15 protein-coding genes are annotated in these 19,261 nt (G+C 71.5%); 4 read left to right on the top strand and 11 right to left on the bottom strand.

Features of this window, described 5'->3' with window-relative positions:
• Positions 1-89: 89 nt before the first annotated feature.
• Entirely contained in the window at positions 90-323 is a 234-nt protein-coding gene (locus tag CGL27_RS14130; RefSeq protein WP_119987014.1) for a hypothetical protein, read from the bottom strand.
• Between the two features lie 102 nt (positions 324-425).
• Between CGL27_RS14130 and CGL27_RS14135 the strand changes: the two genes are divergently transcribed.
• The gene (locus tag CGL27_RS14135) at positions 426-1,046 is read left to right on the top strand and encodes a dihydrofolate reductase family protein (RefSeq protein ID WP_107439045.1); all 621 of its coding nucleotides are present in this window, start codon (positions 426-428) and stop codon (positions 1,044-1,046) included.
• Between the two features lie 159 nt (positions 1,047-1,205).
• Here the strand turns inward: CGL27_RS14135 and pepN are convergent, their stop codons facing one another.
• Positions 1,206-3,782 carry an aminopeptidase N gene (gene pepN, locus CGL27_RS14140; RefSeq protein ID WP_119987017.1) on the bottom strand — a complete coding sequence of 859 codons (2,577 nt, stop codon included), beginning with the start codon at positions 3,780-3,782 and terminating at the stop codon, positions 1,206-1,208.
• 106 nt (positions 3,783-3,888) lie between these two features.
• A complete protein-coding gene (locus CGL27_RS14145) occupies positions 3,889-4,230 on the bottom strand; it encodes a chorismate mutase (protein ID WP_078647343.1) in 342 nt (113 codons plus the stop codon).
• Positions 4,231-4,674: 444 nt separating this feature from the next.
• Between CGL27_RS14145 and CGL27_RS14150 the strand changes: the two genes are divergently transcribed.
• Positions 4,675-5,061: a VOC family protein gene (locus CGL27_RS14150; protein ID WP_078640868.1), complete on the top strand. Its 387-nt coding sequence runs from the start codon at positions 4,675-4,677 to the stop codon at positions 5,059-5,061.
• 89 nt (positions 5,062-5,150) lie between these two features.
• On the opposite strand, the gene CGL27_RS14155 is transcribed toward CGL27_RS14150, so the two are convergent.
• Positions 5,151-5,948 (bottom strand): serine protease, encoded by a 798-nt coding sequence (locus tag CGL27_RS14155; RefSeq protein WP_119987020.1) that lies wholly within the window; start codon positions 5,946-5,948, stop codon positions 5,151-5,153.
• A gap of 241 nt (positions 5,949-6,189) precedes the next feature.
• Between CGL27_RS14155 and CGL27_RS14160 the strand changes: the two genes are divergently transcribed.
• Positions 6,190-7,077, top strand: a complete 888-nt coding sequence (locus CGL27_RS14160) for a hypothetical protein (RefSeq protein ID WP_119987023.1) — start codon at positions 6,190-6,192, stop codon at positions 7,075-7,077.
• A gap of 149 nt (positions 7,078-7,226) precedes the next feature.
• A complete protein-coding gene (locus tag CGL27_RS14165) occupies positions 7,227-7,700 on the top strand; it encodes a PPOX class F420-dependent oxidoreductase (protein ID WP_078640871.1) in 474 nt (157 codons plus the stop codon).
• A gap of 24 nt (positions 7,701-7,724) precedes the next feature.
• Here CGL27_RS14165 and CGL27_RS14170 read toward each other — a convergent pair whose 3' ends face one another.
• From CGL27_RS14170 to gltB, 7 genes are all read right to left on the bottom strand, one after another.
• Entirely contained in the window at positions 7,725-9,206 is a 1,482-nt protein-coding gene (locus CGL27_RS14170; RefSeq protein ID WP_119987026.1) for a glycosyltransferase family 39 protein, read from the bottom strand.
• A gap of 93 nt (positions 9,207-9,299) precedes the next feature.
• The gene (locus tag CGL27_RS14175) at positions 9,300-10,361 is read right to left on the bottom strand and encodes a transporter (protein ID WP_119987029.1); all 1,062 of its coding nucleotides are present in this window, start codon (positions 10,359-10,361) and stop codon (positions 9,300-9,302) included.
• Entirely contained in the window at positions 10,358-11,434 is a 1,077-nt protein-coding gene (locus tag CGL27_RS14180) for a translation initiation factor IF-2 (RefSeq protein ID WP_119987032.1), read from the bottom strand. Before CGL27_RS14180 ends, CGL27_RS14175 begins: the two co-directional genes overlap by 4 nt.
• The gene (locus CGL27_RS14185; protein ID WP_119987035.1) at positions 11,431-12,363 is read right to left on the bottom strand and encodes an ABC transporter ATP-binding protein; all 933 of its coding nucleotides are present in this window, start codon (positions 12,361-12,363) and stop codon (positions 11,431-11,433) included. Before CGL27_RS14185 ends, CGL27_RS14180 begins: the two co-directional genes overlap by 4 nt.
• Positions 12,360-12,791 (bottom strand): GntR family transcriptional regulator, encoded by a 432-nt coding sequence (locus CGL27_RS14190; RefSeq protein WP_014059945.1) that lies wholly within the window; start codon positions 12,789-12,791, stop codon positions 12,360-12,362. Before CGL27_RS14190 ends, CGL27_RS14185 begins: the two co-directional genes overlap by 4 nt.
• Positions 12,792-13,083: 292 nt before the next feature.
• On the bottom strand, positions 13,084-14,544 hold the full coding sequence (locus CGL27_RS14195) for a glutamate synthase subunit beta (protein ID WP_119987037.1): 1,461 nt from the start codon (positions 14,542-14,544) through the stop codon (positions 13,084-13,086).
• The gene (gene gltB / locus CGL27_RS14200; RefSeq protein ID WP_119987040.1) at positions 14,537-19,087 is read right to left on the bottom strand and encodes a glutamate synthase large subunit; all 4,551 of its coding nucleotides are present in this window, start codon (positions 19,085-19,087) and stop codon (positions 14,537-14,539) included. The genes CGL27_RS14195 and gltB overlap by 8 nt, the downstream gene beginning before the upstream one ends.
• Positions 19,088-19,261: the final 174 nt, after the last annotated feature.

Below are 19,261 nucleotides of genomic sequence, written 5' to 3' on the forward strand. Positions count from 1 at the left end.
TTCGCGTAACCGCGCTCCGGTCCGGGGTCCGCGGGAAGTGCACCCATACGTGGTACGGCCCGGTCACACGGATTGATCCGCCCGCCCGGCTACTCGATGTACCCGGTGCCGGGGTCCACCTGGCCGAGGAACTCCCGTGCGGACTCCTCCAGTTGCTGTGTGCTGAGGGAGTCGGCCCCATGGACCCGGGTGGTGAAGCCGTATCCGGGGTTCGGCCCGGTCAGCCAGGTGAAGTCGTAGGTTCCGGGTTCGTCGGGACGCTCGGCGACATCGAACTTCTCCCCGTCGACTGTCAACGTCCGCTCAAGGGTTTCTCGATCCATGCCCGTCAGTCTGCCCCCGCCCGACGAGAGAGGGCTGTGGTTTGTCGACAGCAGGCTCACCGCGCGGGCGACGACGGAGGTCGCTACGAGGAGAAGCGAGCAATGATCAAACGAATGGGCAGGGTGATCTGCGACATCACCGTCTCGGCCGACGGGTACTCGGCGGGGCTCGATCAGACCGAGGAACGCCCGTTCGGCGACGACGGCGGCGACGGCTCGGGCGGCAAGCTGCACGCCTGGATGTTCGATACTCCCGACGAGAACCGGGCCGAGGTCGACCAGATGACCGCTGCCACTGCGTTCATCATGGGGCGCAACATGTTCGGCCCGGTGCGTGGCGAATGGGATCGACGGTGGAACGGCTGGTGGGGCGACGATCCGCCGTTCCACGCACCGGTGTTCGTGCTCACCCACCACGCGCGCGAGCCGCAGCCGATGGACGGCGGCACCACGTACTACTTCGTCACCGACGGAATCGCGTCGGCACTGACACAGGCACGCGCGGCGGCCGGCGACGGCGATGTCTCGATCCATGGCGGCGCGACCACCATCAACCAGTACCTGGCCGCCGGTCTGATCGACGAGCTGCGGCTGCACATTGTGCCGCTCACGCTCGGCGCCGGCACGCGGCTGTTCAAGGGCGTCCCGCCGCTGAAGCTGGAGCAGGTGAAGTCGCGGTCAGCGAGTCTGGTCACGCACGTGACCTACCGCGTGCTGTCCTGAGCTGAAGAGCGAAGTTGTGCAGATGGGCGGCGGCTTGGACCGCACGGTGGAGGCCATGGCTCGCAACCGGCCGCCGGGCGTGCGGTTCATCCGCGGCCGGAGAACCGCGCGGCAGGGGCGGCGGGGCGACCGGGCGCCCCGCCGTCCCCGCCGTCGGGGTTACTCCCCCTGCTTCTCTCGTACCCGCAGGGCGCGGCGCAGGTCGTCGATCTGGTCGGCGAGGCGGCGGCTCAGGGCGGGCAGGGCGTCGGGGTTCGCGAGGCATTCCTCGCCCCGTCGCAGGGTTTCGGCGTCCACGGTGCTCGGGAAGCCGAAGCGGGCGACGGTGTCGGCGATGGCGGGGCCGCGGCGGGTGCCCAGCGTGACGGCGGCCGGGAAGTAGCGCGGCACGTAGTCGGCGAGGACGTCGTGGTGCTCGGGCTGCCAGAAGCCGGCGAGGGTCGCGGTGACCAGGTAGTTGGAGAGCTCGGGCCCCTGGCCGTCCCTTTCAGGGTTGAAGAGGGTCTGCCACGCGGCCTCCTTGGCGGTGGCGTCGGGCAGGGCGGCCCGGCAGCGGGCGGTGCCCTCCTGGCCGGTGGCGCTGGAGTCGCGGGCGAGTTCGGCGTCGATGTGGGCGGGGCCGACGGCGCCGAGGACGGCGAGCCGGCCGAGGGTCTGCCAGCGCAGTTCGGGGTCGAGGGCGGGGCCGCCGGGGACGGTGTCGCCGTCGAGCCAGTCGGTGAGCTCGGCGGGGTCGGTGGCGCTGCCGATGAACGTGCGCACGGCGGCGAGCCGCAGCCCCGCGCCGGTGCCGTCCTCGGTGCGGCGCAGCAGATCGCGGCAGGTGGCGCGGATGGTGGCCAGGGCGGCGGGTCGGCGGTCGGCGGGGAGGTAGCGGTCGGCGATCTGGGTGCGGGCGAAGGCGAGGACGCCCTGGACGATCGCTATGTCGGTCTCGTGCGGCAGATGGGCGCGGGCGGCCTCGAGGAAGTCGGCGGGCGGGAGGTCGCCGTCGCGGACCATGTCGCGGGCGGCGTTCCAGACCACGGCGCGGCTGACGGCGTCGGGGAGGCCGGACAGGGCGCGGTGGACGGCCTTCCAGGAGCCGGGGTCGAGCCGGATCTTGGTGTAGGTGAGGTCGCCGTCGTTGAGGAGCAGCAGATCGGGGCGGGGCCCGGTGAAGGAGAGGCTGAGGGCGGGCTCGGCGCCGTCGAGTTCGGCCTCGACGCGTTCGCGCAGGACCAGTTGGTGCGGGGCGGCGGGCGCGTGGTCGTAGAGGCCGATGGCGATGCGGTGCGGGCGGCGGGTGAGAGTGTCGCCGTCCGGGCCGCCGCCCTGGTGACGGATCTCGGCGCTCCACCGGTCGCCGTTGGCGGTGACGACGGGGGCGAGGGTGTCGACACCGGTGGTGCGCAGCCAGCGGTCGGCCCAGGCGTGGACGTCGCGGCCGGAGGAGCGGGCGAGGGAGTCGATGAAGTCGGCGAGGGTGGCGTTGCCGAAGCGGTGCCGGGTGAAGTGGTCGTTGATGCCGTCGAGGAACGTCTTCTCGCCGAGCCAGGTGACGAGCTGGCGCAGCGCGGAGGCGCCCTTGGCGTAGGAGATGCCGTCGAAGTTGAGCCGGGCGGCGGCGGTGTCGGGGACCAGCTCGGGCGCGGGGGCGACCGGGTGGGTGGAGGGGCGCTGGTCGGCGTCGTAGCCCCAGTTCTTGCGGCGGACGCCGAAGTCGGCCCAGGTGTCGGTGTAGCGGGTGGTCTCGGTGAGGATCTGGTAGCCCATGTACTCGGCGAAGGACTCGTTCAGCCAGATGTCGTCCCACCACTTCATGGTGACGAGGTCGCCGAACCACATATGGGCCATCTCATGGGCGATGACCATGGCGCGGGTCTGGCGCTCGGCGTCGGTGACGGCGGAGCGGAAGACGAATTCGTCGCGGAAGGTGACCAGGCCCGGGTTCTCCATGGCGCCGGAGTTGAATTCGGGGACGAACGCCTGGTCGTAGGAGTCGAAGGGGTACGGCTCCTCGAAGATCTCGTGGTAGCGGTCGAAGCAGCGTCGGGTGATGTCGAAGAGCTCGTCGGCGTCGGCCTCGAGGTAGGGCGCGAGGGAGCGGCGGACGTGCAGCCCGAAGGGGAGTCCGGCGTGCTCGGTGCGCACCGAGTGGTACGGGCCGGCGGCCAGGGCCATCAGATAGGTGCTGATGGGCGGGGTGGGCGCGAGCTGCCAGCGGCCCTCCTCGGGGGCGCCGACGCGGGTGGCGATGCCGTTGCCGAGCACGGTCCACTGGGGCGGGGCGGTGACGCGGACGTCGAAGACGGCCTTGAGGTCGGGCTGGTCGAACGCGGCGAAGACGTCGTTGGCGTCCGCCATGCAGCACATGGTGTAGAGGTACGTCTCGCCGTCGGCGGGGTCGGTGAAGCGGTGCATGCCCTCGCCGGTGTGGGAGTAGCGCATGTCCGTCTCGACGCGCAGCTCGTGCTCGCCCTCGGTGAGGCCGGTGAGCGGAAGCCGACCGTCCGCGAGCGCCTCGGCGGTGTCGCCGGTGAGGTCGAGCTCGCGGCCGTCCAGTACGGCACGGTGGACCGCGGCCGGCGCGAGCTCGGCGAAGGTGTCCGCGCCCGCCTGGCGCGCGCTGAAGCGGATGGTCGTGATGGAGCCGAAGAGCTCCTCCCCGCGGGTGAGGTCCAGGTCGATCGTGTAGCGGTGGACCTCGATGAGGCGGGCTCGGATCTGCGCTTCCTCGCGCGTCAGTACGGACATGGGGACATGCTGCCCTACGTGCGGCGGGCCGCACACGGGTGGGAAGTGGTCGACCGGGGCGGACGGCTGTGCGGGCGCACCACCGGAGTGCGCCCGCGGGCCGGTGTCAGGAGCGGGCGATGGTCTCGTGGTGCCGGATGACCTCGGCGATGATGAAGTTGAGCAGCTTCTCGGCGAATCCGGGGTCGAGCTTGGCGCTCTCGGCGAGCTGCCGCAGCCGGGTGATCTGGCTCGCCTCACGGGCCGGGTCGGCCGGCGGGAGCCGGTGGGCGGCCTTGAGATGGCCGACCTGCTGGGTGCATTTGAAGCGCTCGGCGAGCATATGGACCACGGCCGCGTCGATGTTGTCGATGCTGTCGCGCAACCTGGTCAGCTCGTCGAGGACGGACGGGTCGATCCCCTCGGGGTCTCCCGGCGTCGCCGGCTGCCCGGCGGTGTGGTCGCTCATGCTGTGCGTCATGCCTCCCGAGCCTACTTTTTCTCGGGGCTCGGTTCCTCTCCGGGGCGCTGTGGCCTGCGCTCGGGGGCGCTTCGGCCTCCGCCTGCCGCCGCCGGGAGGCGGCCCAAGCCCCCGCGGCATCCTGTGCCAGGGCCGGTCGCGGCCCCGGGCCCCGGACCGCCCCGACCCCTGTGGGGGGTTTCGGAACCGGCCCTCAAGGGGGCCGGAAGGGGGCGGGGCGGTCATGGTGGAGGGCCGCTCCCGAGGCGGTGTCTCCACCGTGGAGGAGTCGCCTGGGCGGGGGGAGGTTCCACTTCCGGACCGACTTTCCCGCGGCTCGTACCGGACGGAGCGGTGGCGGGCGCAGCCGTCCCCGGGCGCAGCCGTTTCGGGGCCGAGCGGTTCCGGGCGGAGCCGTTTCGGGCAGAGCCGTTCCGGGCTAGGGTCCGCGGCATGATCGCGACGCTTCAGTGCACCGTCATCGACTGTCCCGACCCCGCCGCGCTGGCCGCCTTCTACGGACGGATCCTGGGCTGGCGGGTGGACGACAGCGATCCCGAGTGGGCGAACCTGACGGCCGAGGACGGCCGGCGGCTGGCCTTCCAGCTGGCGCCGGACCATCAGCCGCCGCGCTGGCCGGACCCGGCGTATCCGCAGCAGATCCATCTGGACTTCGACGTGGACACGATCGAGGACGCGGAGCGGGCGCAGCGGGAGCTGATCGAGCTGGGGGCGACGTTCTTGCACGACAGCGGCGGGGAGCGGTCGGGGTTCCGGGTCTTCAACGATCCGGCCGGGCACCCGTTCTGCATCTGCTACGGACAGAGCGGACAGAGCTGAGGGCACCCATAAAGCCGACAGAGCCGACCGGGGCCGGCCCGATGGCCGGACCCCGGTCAGCTCTTGGCGGAGGCGAGGCTGAGGAGGCGTCAGCCGCCGAGCTCGCTCGCGGCCGCCTTGATGTCCTTGGCGAAGGTGCTCACCTCGGTGTAGACGCCGGGCTTGCCGGGCCGCGCGCAGCCCTCGCCCCAGCTCACGATGCCGACCTGGATCCACTGGCCGCCGTCGTCCTTGCGGAACATCGGGCCGCCGGAGTCGCCCTGGCAGGTGTCCACGCCGCCCTGAGCCATCCGGCCGGCGCAGATCTCCTCGCCGGGCACGAGCTCGTCGTACGCGGAGTTGCAGGTGGCGTCGTCGACGAACGGCACGGTGGCCTTGAGCAGGTAGCGCTGCTGGCCGCCGCCCTCGACGGCCGCGCCCCAGCCGGCGACGGTGAAGTCGCCCTGGTTGTACGCCGTGGTGTCGGCGATCTTCAAGGTGGGCTGGTTGATCGGCTTGGCGAGCTTGATGAGCGCCCAGTCCTTGCCGGTGCCGTTGTAGCCGGGGGCCTGGAGCACCTCGGTGGACTTGACCTTGACGGCGCTCGAGCTCTGGAGGTCGACGACGCCCGCGGTGGCCGTAATGGAGGTGTCGGCGCCGCTGCCGTCCACACAGTGGGCGGCGGTGAGCACGATGTCCTGGGTGTAGAGGGCGCCGCCACAGCCCATGGACAGCCGGACCATGAAGGGGAATTCGCCCTGGGCGGCGCGGGTGCCGCCGACGACGGAGGGGCTCGGCTCGGGGCCGGTGGGCGCGGCGTTGGCGCTGCCGGGGGTAAGGCTGAAGGCGGCGAGGGCGACCGCGCCGGCGGCCGAGGCTCTCTTGAGGTGCTTCAGGGTCTTCCGCAACGGACTGTCCTTTCGTGGGGGGTTCGGCGCGCATGTCAGGCTCATGCCAAGCAAAAAATCCGGAAACCTCTCCGAAATCCTGTGGATGAGCCGGTAAAACGCCCTGTGATTATGTGGAGCGGGTGAAGGGGGTGACAAGGGTCGGTTTTCAGCCAGCGCGGCCTACCCGCTGCCCCACCGAACGACCGTAAGGTTGAGATGAGACAGGGCGCACGGCTGGCGACGGGCACGGGGTGACGGCGTGGCGGCACCGGGCAGCGACATCGAACACGGCTTTCCCCACCTGGACACCGTCCGGGCCTCGATCACCGCGCTCTATCGCCGCCTGTCCCGCGACACGGTGGACACCTTCGGGCTCAGCGTGGTCCCCGGCGATGTGGCCTTCTCCGACCAGGACGACCTCTACCTGGGCGTTCAGCGGGTGGCCGGGGTGATGGTGCAGCATCTGCGGCTGCCCGACGCCCGGATGATCGTGAGCTTCCGGGAGATGCGGCATGCGGGGAACGTGGAGCTCGCCGCGGGTCCGGAGTACTTCATCGAGCTCAACTCCCGCTTCAAGACGCACCGTCGGGACATCGGCGCGGCCCTCGCCCATGAGGTCACGCATGTGTATCTGCACCGCCTCGACCTGTCGTTCCCCGGCACACGCGACAACGAAATCCTCACCGACACCACCGCCGCCTATCTCGGCACGGGCTGGTTGCTGCTCGACGCCTTCCGCCAGGACTCGCTTTCCAGCCAGAAACTGGGCTATCTGACCCCGGAGGAGTTCGGCTACGTACTGGCCAAGCGGGCGCTGCTCTTCGATGAGGACCCCTCCCCCTGGTTCACCTCTCCGCAGGCGTACCAGGCGTACGCCAAGGGGCTGGAGCTGGCGCGCCACGACCAGGCCCGGCCGCCGCTCGCCGCCGCCGGCTGGACCGGCCGCCGCCGCTACGCCAAGGACCGCCGGTCGGCCCAGTCCGGTGACCCCTCCCCTACCGGAGGCGACTACGCCTTCGACAGCGGCCCTCCGCTGAGTGTCTCCTTCCCCTGCCCGACCTGCCGTCAGCGCATCCGGGTCGCGGTGCGCGGCCGGGTGCGGGCCCGCTGCGGGCTGTGCCGCACGGTGCTGGAGTGCGACACCTGACACGACACCTGACACGACACCTGACGGGACATGTGACGGGACATGTGACGCGACGGGTGAAGCGGCACCTCACGCCACATCCGACGCGGCGCCGGTCCGGTCCGTGGCCGTGCGGGCTGGAGTGCGCTCGACGTCGTACGCTCGCCTGCATGAGCCCCTCCATCGCCACCAACACCCGTGTCGGCCTCGACGAACTGCTGGAGTTCGTACGCCCGCGCCACCGTGCGCTGCTGATGACCCGCCGGGCTGACGGCTCGCCCCAGGCGTCCCCGCTGACCTGCGGAGTCGACGACTCCGGCCGTATCGTCATGTCCACCTACCCCGAGCGCGCCAAGGTGCGCAACGTCAAGCGCGAACCGGCCGTGAGCCTCGTCGTGCTGTCCGACGAGTGGAACGGCCCCTGGGTGCAGATCGACGGCACCGCCGAGGTGGTCGACACCCCGGAGTCCGTCGAGCCGCTGGTCGAGTACTACCGCAATATCGCGGGCGAGCACCCGGACTGGGACGAGTACCGCGAGGCCATGCGCAAGCAGGGCAAGTCGCTGATCCGGGTCACCCCCGAGCGCTGGGGCCCGGTCGCCACGGGCGGCTTCCCGGCCCGGCTGGTCGAGAACGAGGCGTAGGCCCGCCCCGTAAGTCCTGAGCGCTCAGCAGCGTCCCGCGCGCCCGTAGAGCACGATCCGCATCCCGGTGACGTCCCTGACGGCGCATCGGTGGAAGTGCTCCGCGAGCACCTCCCGTTTCACCCGCTCCTGAGGGGTGTCGTCCAGCGGCTGGCCGGGCGGGTCGTTCACCGTGACGATCCGCCCGGCGGTCAGCATCCGGGCCCGGATCCGCGGTGCGGGCAGTTCGACGCCGTGCAGTGTGCCCGAGGGGATCGCGTGCCGGGCCAGCGCCAGCTCCCGCAGGCCCCGGAAGTCCGCCGGGCTGGACATGATCGGCTCCCGGCGCCGCGCGGGCAGGAAGAGCACCCCGTCACCTGGCCGCCCCAGCTCCCGTACGGCGCGCGCGGCCGCGAGGGTGTTATCGAGCCGACTCCCCGGGGTCCTCAGTTGGAGCGAGTACGGCAGCAGGGCCGCCACGGCGACCACCGCCAGTCCCCCGGCCAGCGCCCGAGGGGCGGCGACGGTACGCGACAGCGCGTCCAGCCGGGCCCCGATCAGCAGCGCGAGACCGACATGGGCGTAGAGCACATACCGGTCGACGTAGAGCGGATGGAGATACGACACCGCCATCAGCGCGGCCGGTGGCAGGATCAGCAGCGCCAGGGCGAGGTCGCGCAGCGGGACGGACCCCCGCGCGGGCAGCGGTCCCCGGGCGCAGACGAGGCCCGTCAGGGCGAGCGCGCCGAAGCCGAGCAGCTCGGGCGGGCCCGGTGCGGAGATCCAGCCGACCAGCGCCGCCTGCTGCTGACTGACGATCACCAGCGGTGCCAGCACCACGGCCACCACGGAGGCCGCCTGCCCCCACGCCCAGCCGGACCGCGCGCCCACCCGGGCCCGGTACAGCGTGACGCCGTGCGCGGCGACGGCCAGGATGGCGAACTCGTGCAGCAGACAGGCCAGCGAGGCGACGGCCGCGTATCCGGCCCAGGTGCGCTTGCGGGGCCTGGCCACGGCGCTCAGCAGCAGATGCGTGGCCGCGACGACGGCGGCGCTGACCAGGGCGTACGACCGCCCCTCCGGTGCGTACCGCTGCACCGCCGGGGCCAGCGGGAAGACCAGCCCGGCGACGAGTCCGGCGCGGGGTCCGGCGAGCCGGTGGCCGAGCAGCCCCACCCCGGCCGCGGTGGCGGCCATCGCCAGCACCGAGGGGAGCCGCAGGGCGAGCAGTCCGCCGTCCCAGAGGGCGAAGACGGCGTGCATCAGCAGGTAGTAGAGGCCGTGTGCCACATCGGCGTTGCCGAGGAGATGGCCGATCTCGCCGAGGCTACGGTGCGCGACCTGGTACGTCGTCGACTCGTCCCGCCACATGCTGTTCTCCCGGCGGATCCCCCACAGCCCGAGCGCCAGCGTCAGCCCGGCCGGGGCGAGCGCGACGACGGCCGGGCCGGGGCGGCTGCGCACCGGGGGCGCCGGGTGGACGCGTGGGACGCCCCGGGCGGTGTCGAGGGCGGGCGAGATGGCCATGGAGAAGGGGACTCCGATCGGAGCGGAAGGGTAGGGAGCCGTGGGACGGGGCGGAGCCGCGGAAAGGTGCGGAGCCGTGGAAGGGGGCGCCGGTCAGGCCCGTCTGCGCCCGATCCACCACACGCAGAACGCGGCGAGCGCGACGGCCGCGGCCAGGCAGATCCCGGCCTGGATCCACTGCATGGACCAGAAGTGGCCGATGGGGTGGTAGTCCTCATACTCTTCGGCCAGGTGGCGGCGGTCGAGGCAGCGGAAAATGGCCGGCCACCCGCCGAGCCCCTCGCAGACCGATCCGTCGACCCTGGCGCCGGTCCGGTCGAGATACCCCGAGCCGACGTACCACCCGCCGTACGGCGCCTCCGCGTGGACGCGGACGCCCGCTGTCACGGTGAGCCGTGGCATCAGATGCGGGCGCAGCTGCTGGAGGCCGTACACGACGCCGGCGGTGACGGCGAGGGTGCACGCCATGGCGGGCAGCGTCCGCCGGAGCAGCAGGCCGAAGGCCGTGCCGAGGAAGAGGGACAGCAGGGACAGCGACACGAAGGCCGGACCCATCACGTCGAAGGGCAGGGTGTCGCCCCAGTGGACGTCCGGGAAGGTGCCGCGCACCGGCCACCACCACCAGGTGAACAACGCGGCCAGCAGGGTGGTGGCCGCCAGGGTGCCGACGACGGGGAGGGCGAGCGTGGCGATGAGCCAGCGCACCCTGCCGACCGACTGGGACCAGACGAGCGCGGCGGTGCCGCTCTCGAATTCGCGCGCGATCAGCGGGGCGCCGACGAAGGCCCCGATGACCGCGGGGATCGCGAGCAGCAGCCGTGCGGTGTCGAGCAGCGCCGCGCGGTAGCTCTCCAGCCGGACGAACGCCTCGGACAGCTCGTCCGAGGGCCCCAGGGGCATCCCATTGCATTCGCGCCATATCCGGCAGTCGGCGACGCCCCGGTCGTGGATCAGGGCGGCCATGCCGGTGCGCTGGTACACGAGATATCCGGCGAGGACGAGGATCAGCACCCCGCCCGTCACCAGGACGGTCCGCTGGCGGCGCCAGGCCAGCCAGAGCGGACCGCGCGGGCTCAGCGGGGAGCCGGTGTGTCGCGGCCTGGGAGGGGAGCCGGTGTGCGGCGGGCCCGGGCGTTGGGCGGTTGCGGTCTTCACGCCGCCTCCTTCACCGCGGGCCGCCGCCGGATCCACCACACGCAGAACGCGGCGAGCGCGACGGCCGCGGCCAGGCAGATCCCGGCCTGCATCCACTGCATGGGCCAGTAGTGGCTCGCCGGGTGCAGCTCCTCGTACTGCCTCTCGGTGGCGCCGGACCGGGCGAGGCAGCGGTCCCAGCCGTCCTGACCGATGGCGGACGAGCAGCGGTCCGAGGGGATTTTCGCCCCGTTGCGGGCCAGAAAGCCGTCGCCGATACCGCGCCAGGAGGTGAAGAAGACCTCGATGGGGGTGTGCGCGAAGTCGCCGCTCGCGTCGGAGACGATCGTCCGCGGGGTCATGAGGTGGGGACGCAGGGCGCCGAGCCCGTACTGGACACCGGCGGTGGCCCCCAGGGTGACCGCCATGGCGGGCACGGTGCGCCGCAGCAGCAGCCCGGCCGCCGCGCCCACGAAGAAGGCCAGCGGGGCGAGGGCGACGGCCGCCGGACCGGTCGCGTCGAACGGCACGGCGGTGCCCCAGGCGATGTCCTGGAACTGGGTCCGGGCCGCCCGCCACCACCAGGTGTAGAGGGCCGCGAGGACCGCGGTGCCGGCCGTGACGGCGGCCAGGGGAAGGGCGAGTTTGGCGATGAGCCAGCGGGTCCGGCTGACCGACTGCGTCCACACCAACTGGTGGGTGCCCATCTCCAGTTCCCGGGCGAACAGGGGCGCGCCGATGAAGACGCCGATCAGCGCGGGCAGCGCGATGAGCAGCCGTCCGGTATTGAGCAGCGGTGTGCGGTAGGTGTCGTTGAGGTGGCGGAACGCGCCGGCCGTCGGGTCGGTATCCCTGTGGAGGGATATCCGCCTGCCGTGGCAGAACATCTTCCAGTCCGCGCAGCCCTCGATGCCGTGGGTCCGTATGTAGCCGACCATCTCGGCGCGCTGCCACACGATGTACGCGGCGACCGCCGCGACCACGACCAGGCCCGCCCAGAGGGCGGCCCGGTGCTGCCGCGCCACCAGCCACACCAGCCCTCGGGTACGGGGCCGGGCACCGGGGGCCGGGAGCCGTATGCCGACCGTGTTCATGCCCCAACCTCCGTACCGGGCGTCCGCGTGTCGTCCGCGAGCAGCGGCGGGGCGTCGGGTGCGCGCAGATAGCCGAGCAGGACCTCTTCGAGGGAGGGTTCGGTGACGATCCAGCCGTCCCCGCTCGGGGTGCCCTCCGGGCGTATCAGCGCGGTGAGCTGACGGCCTGTCGTGCGGGTCTCGACCACGGTGTGGCGGGCGAGCGCGGCCGGTGTTCCGCCGCCGGTCGCGCTCGGACCGGTGACGAGGCGGTGAGCGGCCTGGATCTCGTCCGTCTCGCCCGCGAGGCGGATCCGGCCGCCGCCCATCAGCAGCAGGTAGTCGCAGACTCCGTCGAGTTCGGCGAGCACATGGGTGGAGATGACCACGCCGGTGCCGCGCTCGGCGGCCTCGGCCATCAGCACGCCCATCATCCGGTGGCGGCGCAGCGGGTCCTGATCCGACATCGGCTCGTCCAGCAGGAGCAGATCGGCGCGTTTGCCGAGGGCGAGGGCGAGCGCCACACAGGTGCGCTGGCCGCCGGAGAGCGAGCCGACGCGGGCGGACAGCGGCACCTCGGCTTCCGCCACCACCCGTTCGGCGGCCTTCTGGTCCCAGCGGGGGTTGAGCTCGCGGCCCAGGCGCAGGGTGTCGGCGACGGAGAAGCGCGGGTAGAGCGGCTTGTCCTGGGCGACGAAGGCGACGCGCTCGCGGGCGGCGGGCGCGGAGGGCGCCTGGCCGAAGACCCGCAGCGTGCCGGTGGTCGGAGTCAGCAGGCCGGCGGCGAGGGACAGCAGGGTGCTCTTGCCGGAGCCGTTGGGGCCCACCAGCGCGCAGATCCGCCCGGCGGGCAGGTGGAAGGTGACATCTCTCAGGGCCCAGCCACGCCGGTACTTCTTGCCCAGCCCGGACGCCTCCAGCGCGCCGGCCGCGTCGATCTCGTCGATCACCCGTTCTCACCGTCTTCCTCATGGCCACTCTCGCTGAGGGTGGCGGTCTCGCCGAAACGCTCTTCGAGGACCGAGGCCACCAGCGCCGTCACGTCCTCACGGTCGAGCCCGGCGGCGCGGGCCCGGTCGGTCCAGTCGGCGAGCTCCGCGCGCAGCGGTGAGTCCGCGGCGGCGCCGGGCCGGGCCAGCGACCGGCGGACGAAGGTGCCCAGGCCCGGCCGGGGCTCGACCAGCCCTTCGCGCTCCAGCTCGCGGTATGCCTTCAGGACGGTGTTGGGGTTGATGGCGGTGGCCGCGACGACCTCCCTGGCCGTGGGCAGCCGGTCCCCGGGCTGCAGCAGTCCGAGGCGGAGCGCCTGTTTGGTCTGCTGGACGATCTGCAGATAGGTGGCGATGCCGCTGCGCCGGTCGATGCGGTACTCGACCATCCGTCCACCACCCTTTCACTAATCAGTTAGTGGAATGATGGTGGAGCGCGCCCGAGACAATGTCAACTCTGCTGAGCGAACGTCGGCCGGTGAGCGCATGCCGACCAATGAGCGCATGCCGACCGCAAACGCCACGCGGCGCCTCCCCCCTGGTCGGGTAGGGGGAAGGCGCCGCGCGGCCGGTCCGTACGCCGTTGTACGGACGGAGATCCAGGAATCCGGGAGTCCAGTCCCAGAAGTCCCGGGAGTCCCAGGAGACCGAAGCCGGGAGGACCGGCAGAGGTCGGACCGGTCAGACCATGAGGGCCCGGTCGGTGGGGCGGATCGGGGCGGGCAGTTCGCTGGCCCCGGCCAGATAGTGGTCCACCCCGCGCGCCGCGGAGCGGCCCTCGGCGATGGCCCAGACGATCAGCGACTGGCCGCGGCCCGCGTCACCGGCCACGAAGACACCCGGCACATTGGTGGCGAAGTCGGCGTCGCGCGCGATGTTGCCGCGCTCGTCCAGCTCCAGGCCGAACTGCTCGACCAGGCCGTTCTGCTGGTCGGTGCCGGTGAAGCCCATGGCGAGGGTGACCAGCTGGGCCGGGATCTTCCGCTCGGTGCCCGGCTTCTGCTCCAGCTTGCCGTCCTTGAACTCCACCTCGATCAGGTGCAGCCACTGGACGTTGCCGTCCTCGTCGCCCTCGAAGCGGGTGGTGGAGACGGAGTAGATCCGCTCACCGCCCTCCTCGTGCGCGGAGGTGACCTTGTAGAGCATGGGGAAGGTCGGCCACGGCTGGCCCGCGCTCCGCTCATCGCCGGGCCGGGGCATGATCTCCAGCTGGGTGACGGAGGCGGCGCCCTGCCGGTGGGCGGTGCCGACGCAGTCAGCGCCGGTGTCACCACCGCCGATGACCACGACGTGCTTGCCCTCGGCGGTGATGGGGGCGGTGGTGAGGTCGCCCTCCTGCACCTTGTTGGCGAGCGGCAGGTACTCCATCGCGAAGTGGATGCCGTTCAGCTCCCGGCCGGGGGCCGGCAGGTCGCGCGAGGTGGTGGCGCCGGCGGCGATGACCACGGCGTCGTACCGCTTGCGCAGCTTGGCGGCGTCGATGTCGCGGCCGATCTCCGTCTCGGTGCGGAACTTGGTGCCCTCCGCGCGCATCTGCTCGATACGGCGGTTGATGTGCCGCTTCTCCATCTTGAACTCGGGGATGCCGTAGCGCAGCAGCCCGCCGATGCGGTCGGCCCGCTCATAGACGGCGACCGTGTGGCCGGCCCGGGTGAGCTGCTGGGCGGCGGCCAGGCCCGCGGGGCCCGAGCCGATGACGGCGACGGTCTTGCCGCTGAGCCGCTCGGGCGGCTGCGGGGTGACATCGCCCGCGTCCCACGCCTTGTCGATGATGGTGACCTCGACGTTCTTGATGGTCACCGCGGGCTGGTTGATGCCGAGCACACAGGCCGACTCGCACGGGGCCGGGCACAGCCGCCCGGTGAACTCCGGGAAGTTGTTGGTCGCGTGCAGCCGCTCGCTGGCCTCGCGCCAGTCCTGCCGGTAGGCGTAGTCGTTCCACTCGGGGATGAGGTTTCCCAGCGGACAGCCGTTGTGACAGAACGGGATGCCGCAGTCCATGCACCGTCCGGCCTGCTTGCTGATGATCGGCAGCAGCGAACCGGGGACGTAGACCTCGTTCCAGTCCTTGACGCGCTCGTCCACCGGGCGGGTCTCGGCGACCTCGCGGCCAGTGGTCAGGAAGCCCTTGGGGTCAGCCATTGATCGCCGCCTCCATCATCTTCTCGGTGGTCTCGGACTCGGAGAGCCCGGCTCGCTCGGCGGCGTCCTTGGCGGCGAGCACGGCCTGGTACGTAGCGGGGATGATCTTGCTGAAGCGGGTGAGGGCGGTCTTCCAGCCGTCGAGCAGCGCACCCGCGACGGTGGAGCCGGTCTCCTCGTGGTGGCGGCGCACCGCGTCGTGCAGCCACTGCTTGTCGGTGTCGTCCAGCTCCCCGAGGGCGCCCCGCAGATCGACGTTGACGTTGTCCGGGTCGAGGTCGATCACATAGGCGATGCCGCCGGACATACCGGCCGCGAAGTTACGGCCGGTGGGCCCGAGGACGAGCGCGTGGCCGCCGGTCATGTACTCACAGCCGTGGTCGCCCACGCCCTCGGAGACGACGGTGGCGCCGGAGTTGCGGACGCAGAACCGCTCGCCGACCCGGCCGCGCAGGAACATCTCACCGCCGGTCGCGCCGTACGCGAGGGTGTTGCCCGCGATGGTGGAGTACTCGGCGAGGTGGTCCGCGCCCCGGTCCGGGCGGACGACGATCCGGCCGCCGGAGAGGCCCTTGCCCACGTAGTCGTTGGCGTCGCCTTCGAGCCGTAGCGTGACGCCCCTGGGCACGAACGCGCCGAAGGACTGGCCGGCCGAGCCGGTGAAGGTGATGTCGATGGTGTCGTCGGGCAGGCCCGCGCCACCGAACGTCCGGGTCACCTCATGGCCGAGCATGGTGCCGACGGTCCGGTTGATGTTGCGGATCGCGACCTGGGCGCGGACCGGCTGGGCGGCCTCGGCGCTCTCGGCGTTCAGCGCGTCGGCGGCCAGCTTGATCAGCTGGTTGTCGAGCGCCTTGGCCAGGCCGTGGTCCTGCGCGATCGCCTGGTGGCGGACGGCGCCCTCGGGCAGCTCGGGCACGTACAGCAGCGGAGCGAGGTCCAGGCCCTGTGCCTTCCAGTGCTGTACGGCGCGGGCGGTGTCCAGCAGCTCGGCGTGGCCGATGGCCTCGTCCAGGGTGCGGAAGCCCAGCTCGGCGAGGAGCTCGCGGACCTCCTCGGCGATGAACTCGAAGAAGTTCACCACGAACTCGGCCTTGCCGCTGTAGCGCTCGCGCAGCACCGGGTTCTGGGTGGCGATGCCGACCGGGCAGGTGTCCAGGTGACAGACGCGCATCATGACGCAGCCGGAGACCACCAGCGGCGCGGTGGCGAAGCCGAACTCCTCGGCACCGAGCAGCGCGGCGATGACCACGTCACGGCCGGTCTTCAGCTGGCCGTCGGTCTGCACCACGATGCGGTCGCGCAACCCGTTGAGCAGCAGCGTCTGCTGGGTCTCGGCGAGCCCGAGCTCCCAGGGGCCGCCCGCGTGCTTGAGCGAGGTGAGCGGCGAGGCGCCGGTGCCGCCGTCGTGGCCGGAGATCAGCACCACATCGGCGTGGGCCTTGGAGACGCCCGCGGCCACCGTGCCGACGCCGACCTCGGAGACCAGCTTGACGTGGATCCGGGCCTGCGGGTTGGCGTTCTTCAGGTCGTGGATCAGCTGGGCGAGATCCTCGATCGAGTAGATGTCGTGGTGCGGCGGCGGGGAGATCAGGCCGACGCCCGGGGTGGAGTGCCGGGTCTTGGCGACCCAGGGGTAGACCTTGTGGCCGGGGAGCTGGCCGCCCTCGCCGGGCTTGGCGCCCTGCGCCATCTTGATCTGGATGTCATCGGAGTTGACCAGGTATTCGCTGGTCACACCGAAGCGGCCGGAGGCCACCTGCTTGATCGACGAGCGCCGGGCGGGGTCGTGCAGCCGGTCGGAGTCCTCGCCGCCCTCACCGGTGTTGGACTTGGCCCCCAACTGGTTCATGGCGATGGCGAGGGTCTCGTGCGCCTCCTGGGAGATGGAGCCGTACGACATGGCGCCGGTGGAGAACCGCTTGACGATCTCGCTGACGGACTCGACCTCGTCGATCGGGATCGAGGGGCGCTCGCCCTTGAAGGAGAACAGACCGCGCAGCGTCATCAGCCGCTCGGACTGCTCGTTCACCCGCTCGGTGTACTTCTTGAAGATGTCATAGCGACGCGACCGGGTGGAGTGCTGCAGCCGGAAGATCGTCTCGGGGTCGAAGAGGTGCGGCTCGCCCTCGCGGCGCCACTGGTACTCGCCGCCGATCTCCAGCGTGCGGTGGGCGGAGGGGACGCCGGAGGCGGGGTACGCCTTGGCGTGGCGGGCGGCGACCTCCTTGGCGACGACGTCCAGGCCCGCGCCGCCGATCTTGGTGGCGGTGCCGTGGAAGTAGGTGTCCACGAAGGACTCGTCCAGACCGACGGCCTCGAAGACCTGCGCGCCCCGGTAGGAGGCCACGGTCGAGATGCCCATCTTGGACATGACCTTCAGGACGCCCTTGCCGAGCGCCTTGATGAGGTTCTTGATCGCGGTATCGGCCTCGACGCCGGGCAGGAACGTCCCTGCCCGGACCAGGTCCTCGACCGACTCCATGGCCAGGTACGGGTTGACGGCCGCGGCGCCGTAGCCGATCAGCAGCGCGACATGGTGCACCTCGCGGACGTCGCCCGCCTCGACCAGCAGCCCCACCTGGGTGCGCTGCTTGGTGCCGATGAGGTGGTGGTGGACCGCGGAGGTGAGCAGCAGGGAGGGGATCGGGGCGTGCTCGGCGTCCGAGTGCCGGTCGGAGAGCACGATCAGCCGGGCGCCGTCCTCGATGGCGCGGTCGGCCTCGGCGCAGATCTCGTCCAGCCGGGCGGCGAGCGCCTGACCGCCGCCACCGACCCGGTACAGGCCCGAGAGATTCGCCGCCTTGAGGCCCGGCATGTCCCCGTCGGCGTTGATGTGGATGAGCTTGGCCAGCTCATCGTTGTCGATCACCGGGAAGGGCAGGGTGACGCTGCGGCAGGCGGCCGCGGTCGGGTCCAGCAGATTGCCCTGCGGGCCCAGCGAGGAGATCAGCGAGGTGACCAGCTCCTCGCGGATCGCGTCCAGCGGCGGGTTGGTGACCTGCGCGAAGAGCTGGGTGAAGTAGTCGAACAGCAGCCGCGGCCGTTCGGAGAGGGCGGCGATCGGCGAGTCGGTGCCCATCGAGCCGATCGGCTCGGCACCGGCCTTGGCCATCGGCGCGAGCAGGACGCGCAGCTCCTCCTCGGTGTAGCCGAAGGTCTGCTGGCGGCGGGTGACCGAGGCGTGGGTGTGCACGATGTGCTCACGCTCGGGAAGGTCGGCCAGGTCGATCAGACCGGCCTCGAGCCATTCGCCGTACGGCTGCTCGGCGGCCAGCTCGGCCTTGATCTCGTCGTCCTCGATGATGCGGTGCTCGGCGGTGTCGACCAGGAACATCCGGCCCGGCTGCAGCCGGCCCTTGCGGACCACCTTGGCCGGGTCGATGTCCAGGACGCCGACCTCGGAGGAGAGCACGACCAGACCCTCGTCGGTGACCCAGTAGCGCCCGGGCCGCAGACCGTTGCGGTCCAGCACGGCGCCGACCTGGACGCCGTCGGTGAAGGTGACACAGGCCGGGCCGTCCCATGGCTCCATCATCGTGGAGTGGTACTGGTAGAAGGCGCGCCGGGCCGGGTCCATGGAGGGGTGGTTCTCCCACGCCTCGGGGACCATCATCAGCACCGAGTGCGGCAGCGAGCGGCCGCCGAGGTGGAGCAGCTCCAGGACCTCGTCGAAGGTCGCCGAGTCGGAGGCGTCCGGGGTGCAGAGGGGGAAGATCCGCTCCAGCCCCTTCTCCCCGAACAGGTCGCTGACCAGCTGGGACTCCCGGGCACGCATCCAGTTGCGGTTGCCCTGGACGGTGTTGATCTCACCGTTGTGGGCGACGAAGCGGTACGGGTGGGCCAGCGGCCAGCTCGGGAAGGTGTTGGTGGAGAACCGGGAGTGGACCAGCGCGACGGCGGTGGCGAAGCGGCGGTCGGAGAGGTCCGGGAAGAACGGCTCCAGCTGGCCTGTGGTCAGCATGCCCTTGTAGACCAGGGTGCGGGCGGACAGCGAGGGGAAGTAGACCCCCGCCTCGCGCTCGGCGCGCTTGCGCAGCACGAACGCGGTGCGGTCCAGGGCCACGCCGGTGCTGGTGCCGTCGGCGACGAAGAGCTGACGGAAGGAGGGCATGGTGGAACGGGCGCCGTTGCCCAGCAGCTCGGGGGCGACGGGCACCTCGCGCCAGCCGAGGACGGTCAGGCCCTCCTCGGCGGCGAGCCGCTCGATGTGCTCCGCGGCGGCCGCGCGCTCGGTCTCGCCCTCCGGGAGGAATGCGATGCCCACCGCGTAGGCACCGGCTTCGGGCAGCTCGAAGCCGGTCACACTGGCCCGCAGGAAGGCGTCCGGAACCTGGACGAGGATGCCCGCGCCATCGCCCGAGTCGGGCTCGGAACCGGTGGCGCCGCGGTGCTCGAGGTTCCTCAGCACGGTGAGAGCCTGCTCCACGAGCTCATGGCTGGCCTCGCCGGTGAGGGTCGCCACGAAGCCGACACCACAGGCGTCGTGCTCATTGCGCGGGTCGTACATCCCCTGGCGGGCGGGGTGGGATGCGGAACGCATCGGCTCTCCCGTCGTCGTCATGGCATTTTGCGTGTGCCGAGGGACGACGTTGGCCCTCCGCGAGAATTTCGTGCAGGTTACATGATGGGGCGAATCTCGGGAAGCGGATATTCCGTTCCATCATGCGGACACCCCAAGGATGGGGCGATATCAGGCAATACAGGCAGTGGTGGA

The organism is Streptomyces sp. 11-1-2, assembly GCF_003595545.1.
Lineage (GTDB): Bacteria > Actinomycetota > Actinomycetes > Streptomycetales > Streptomycetaceae > Streptomyces > Streptomyces hygroscopicus_B.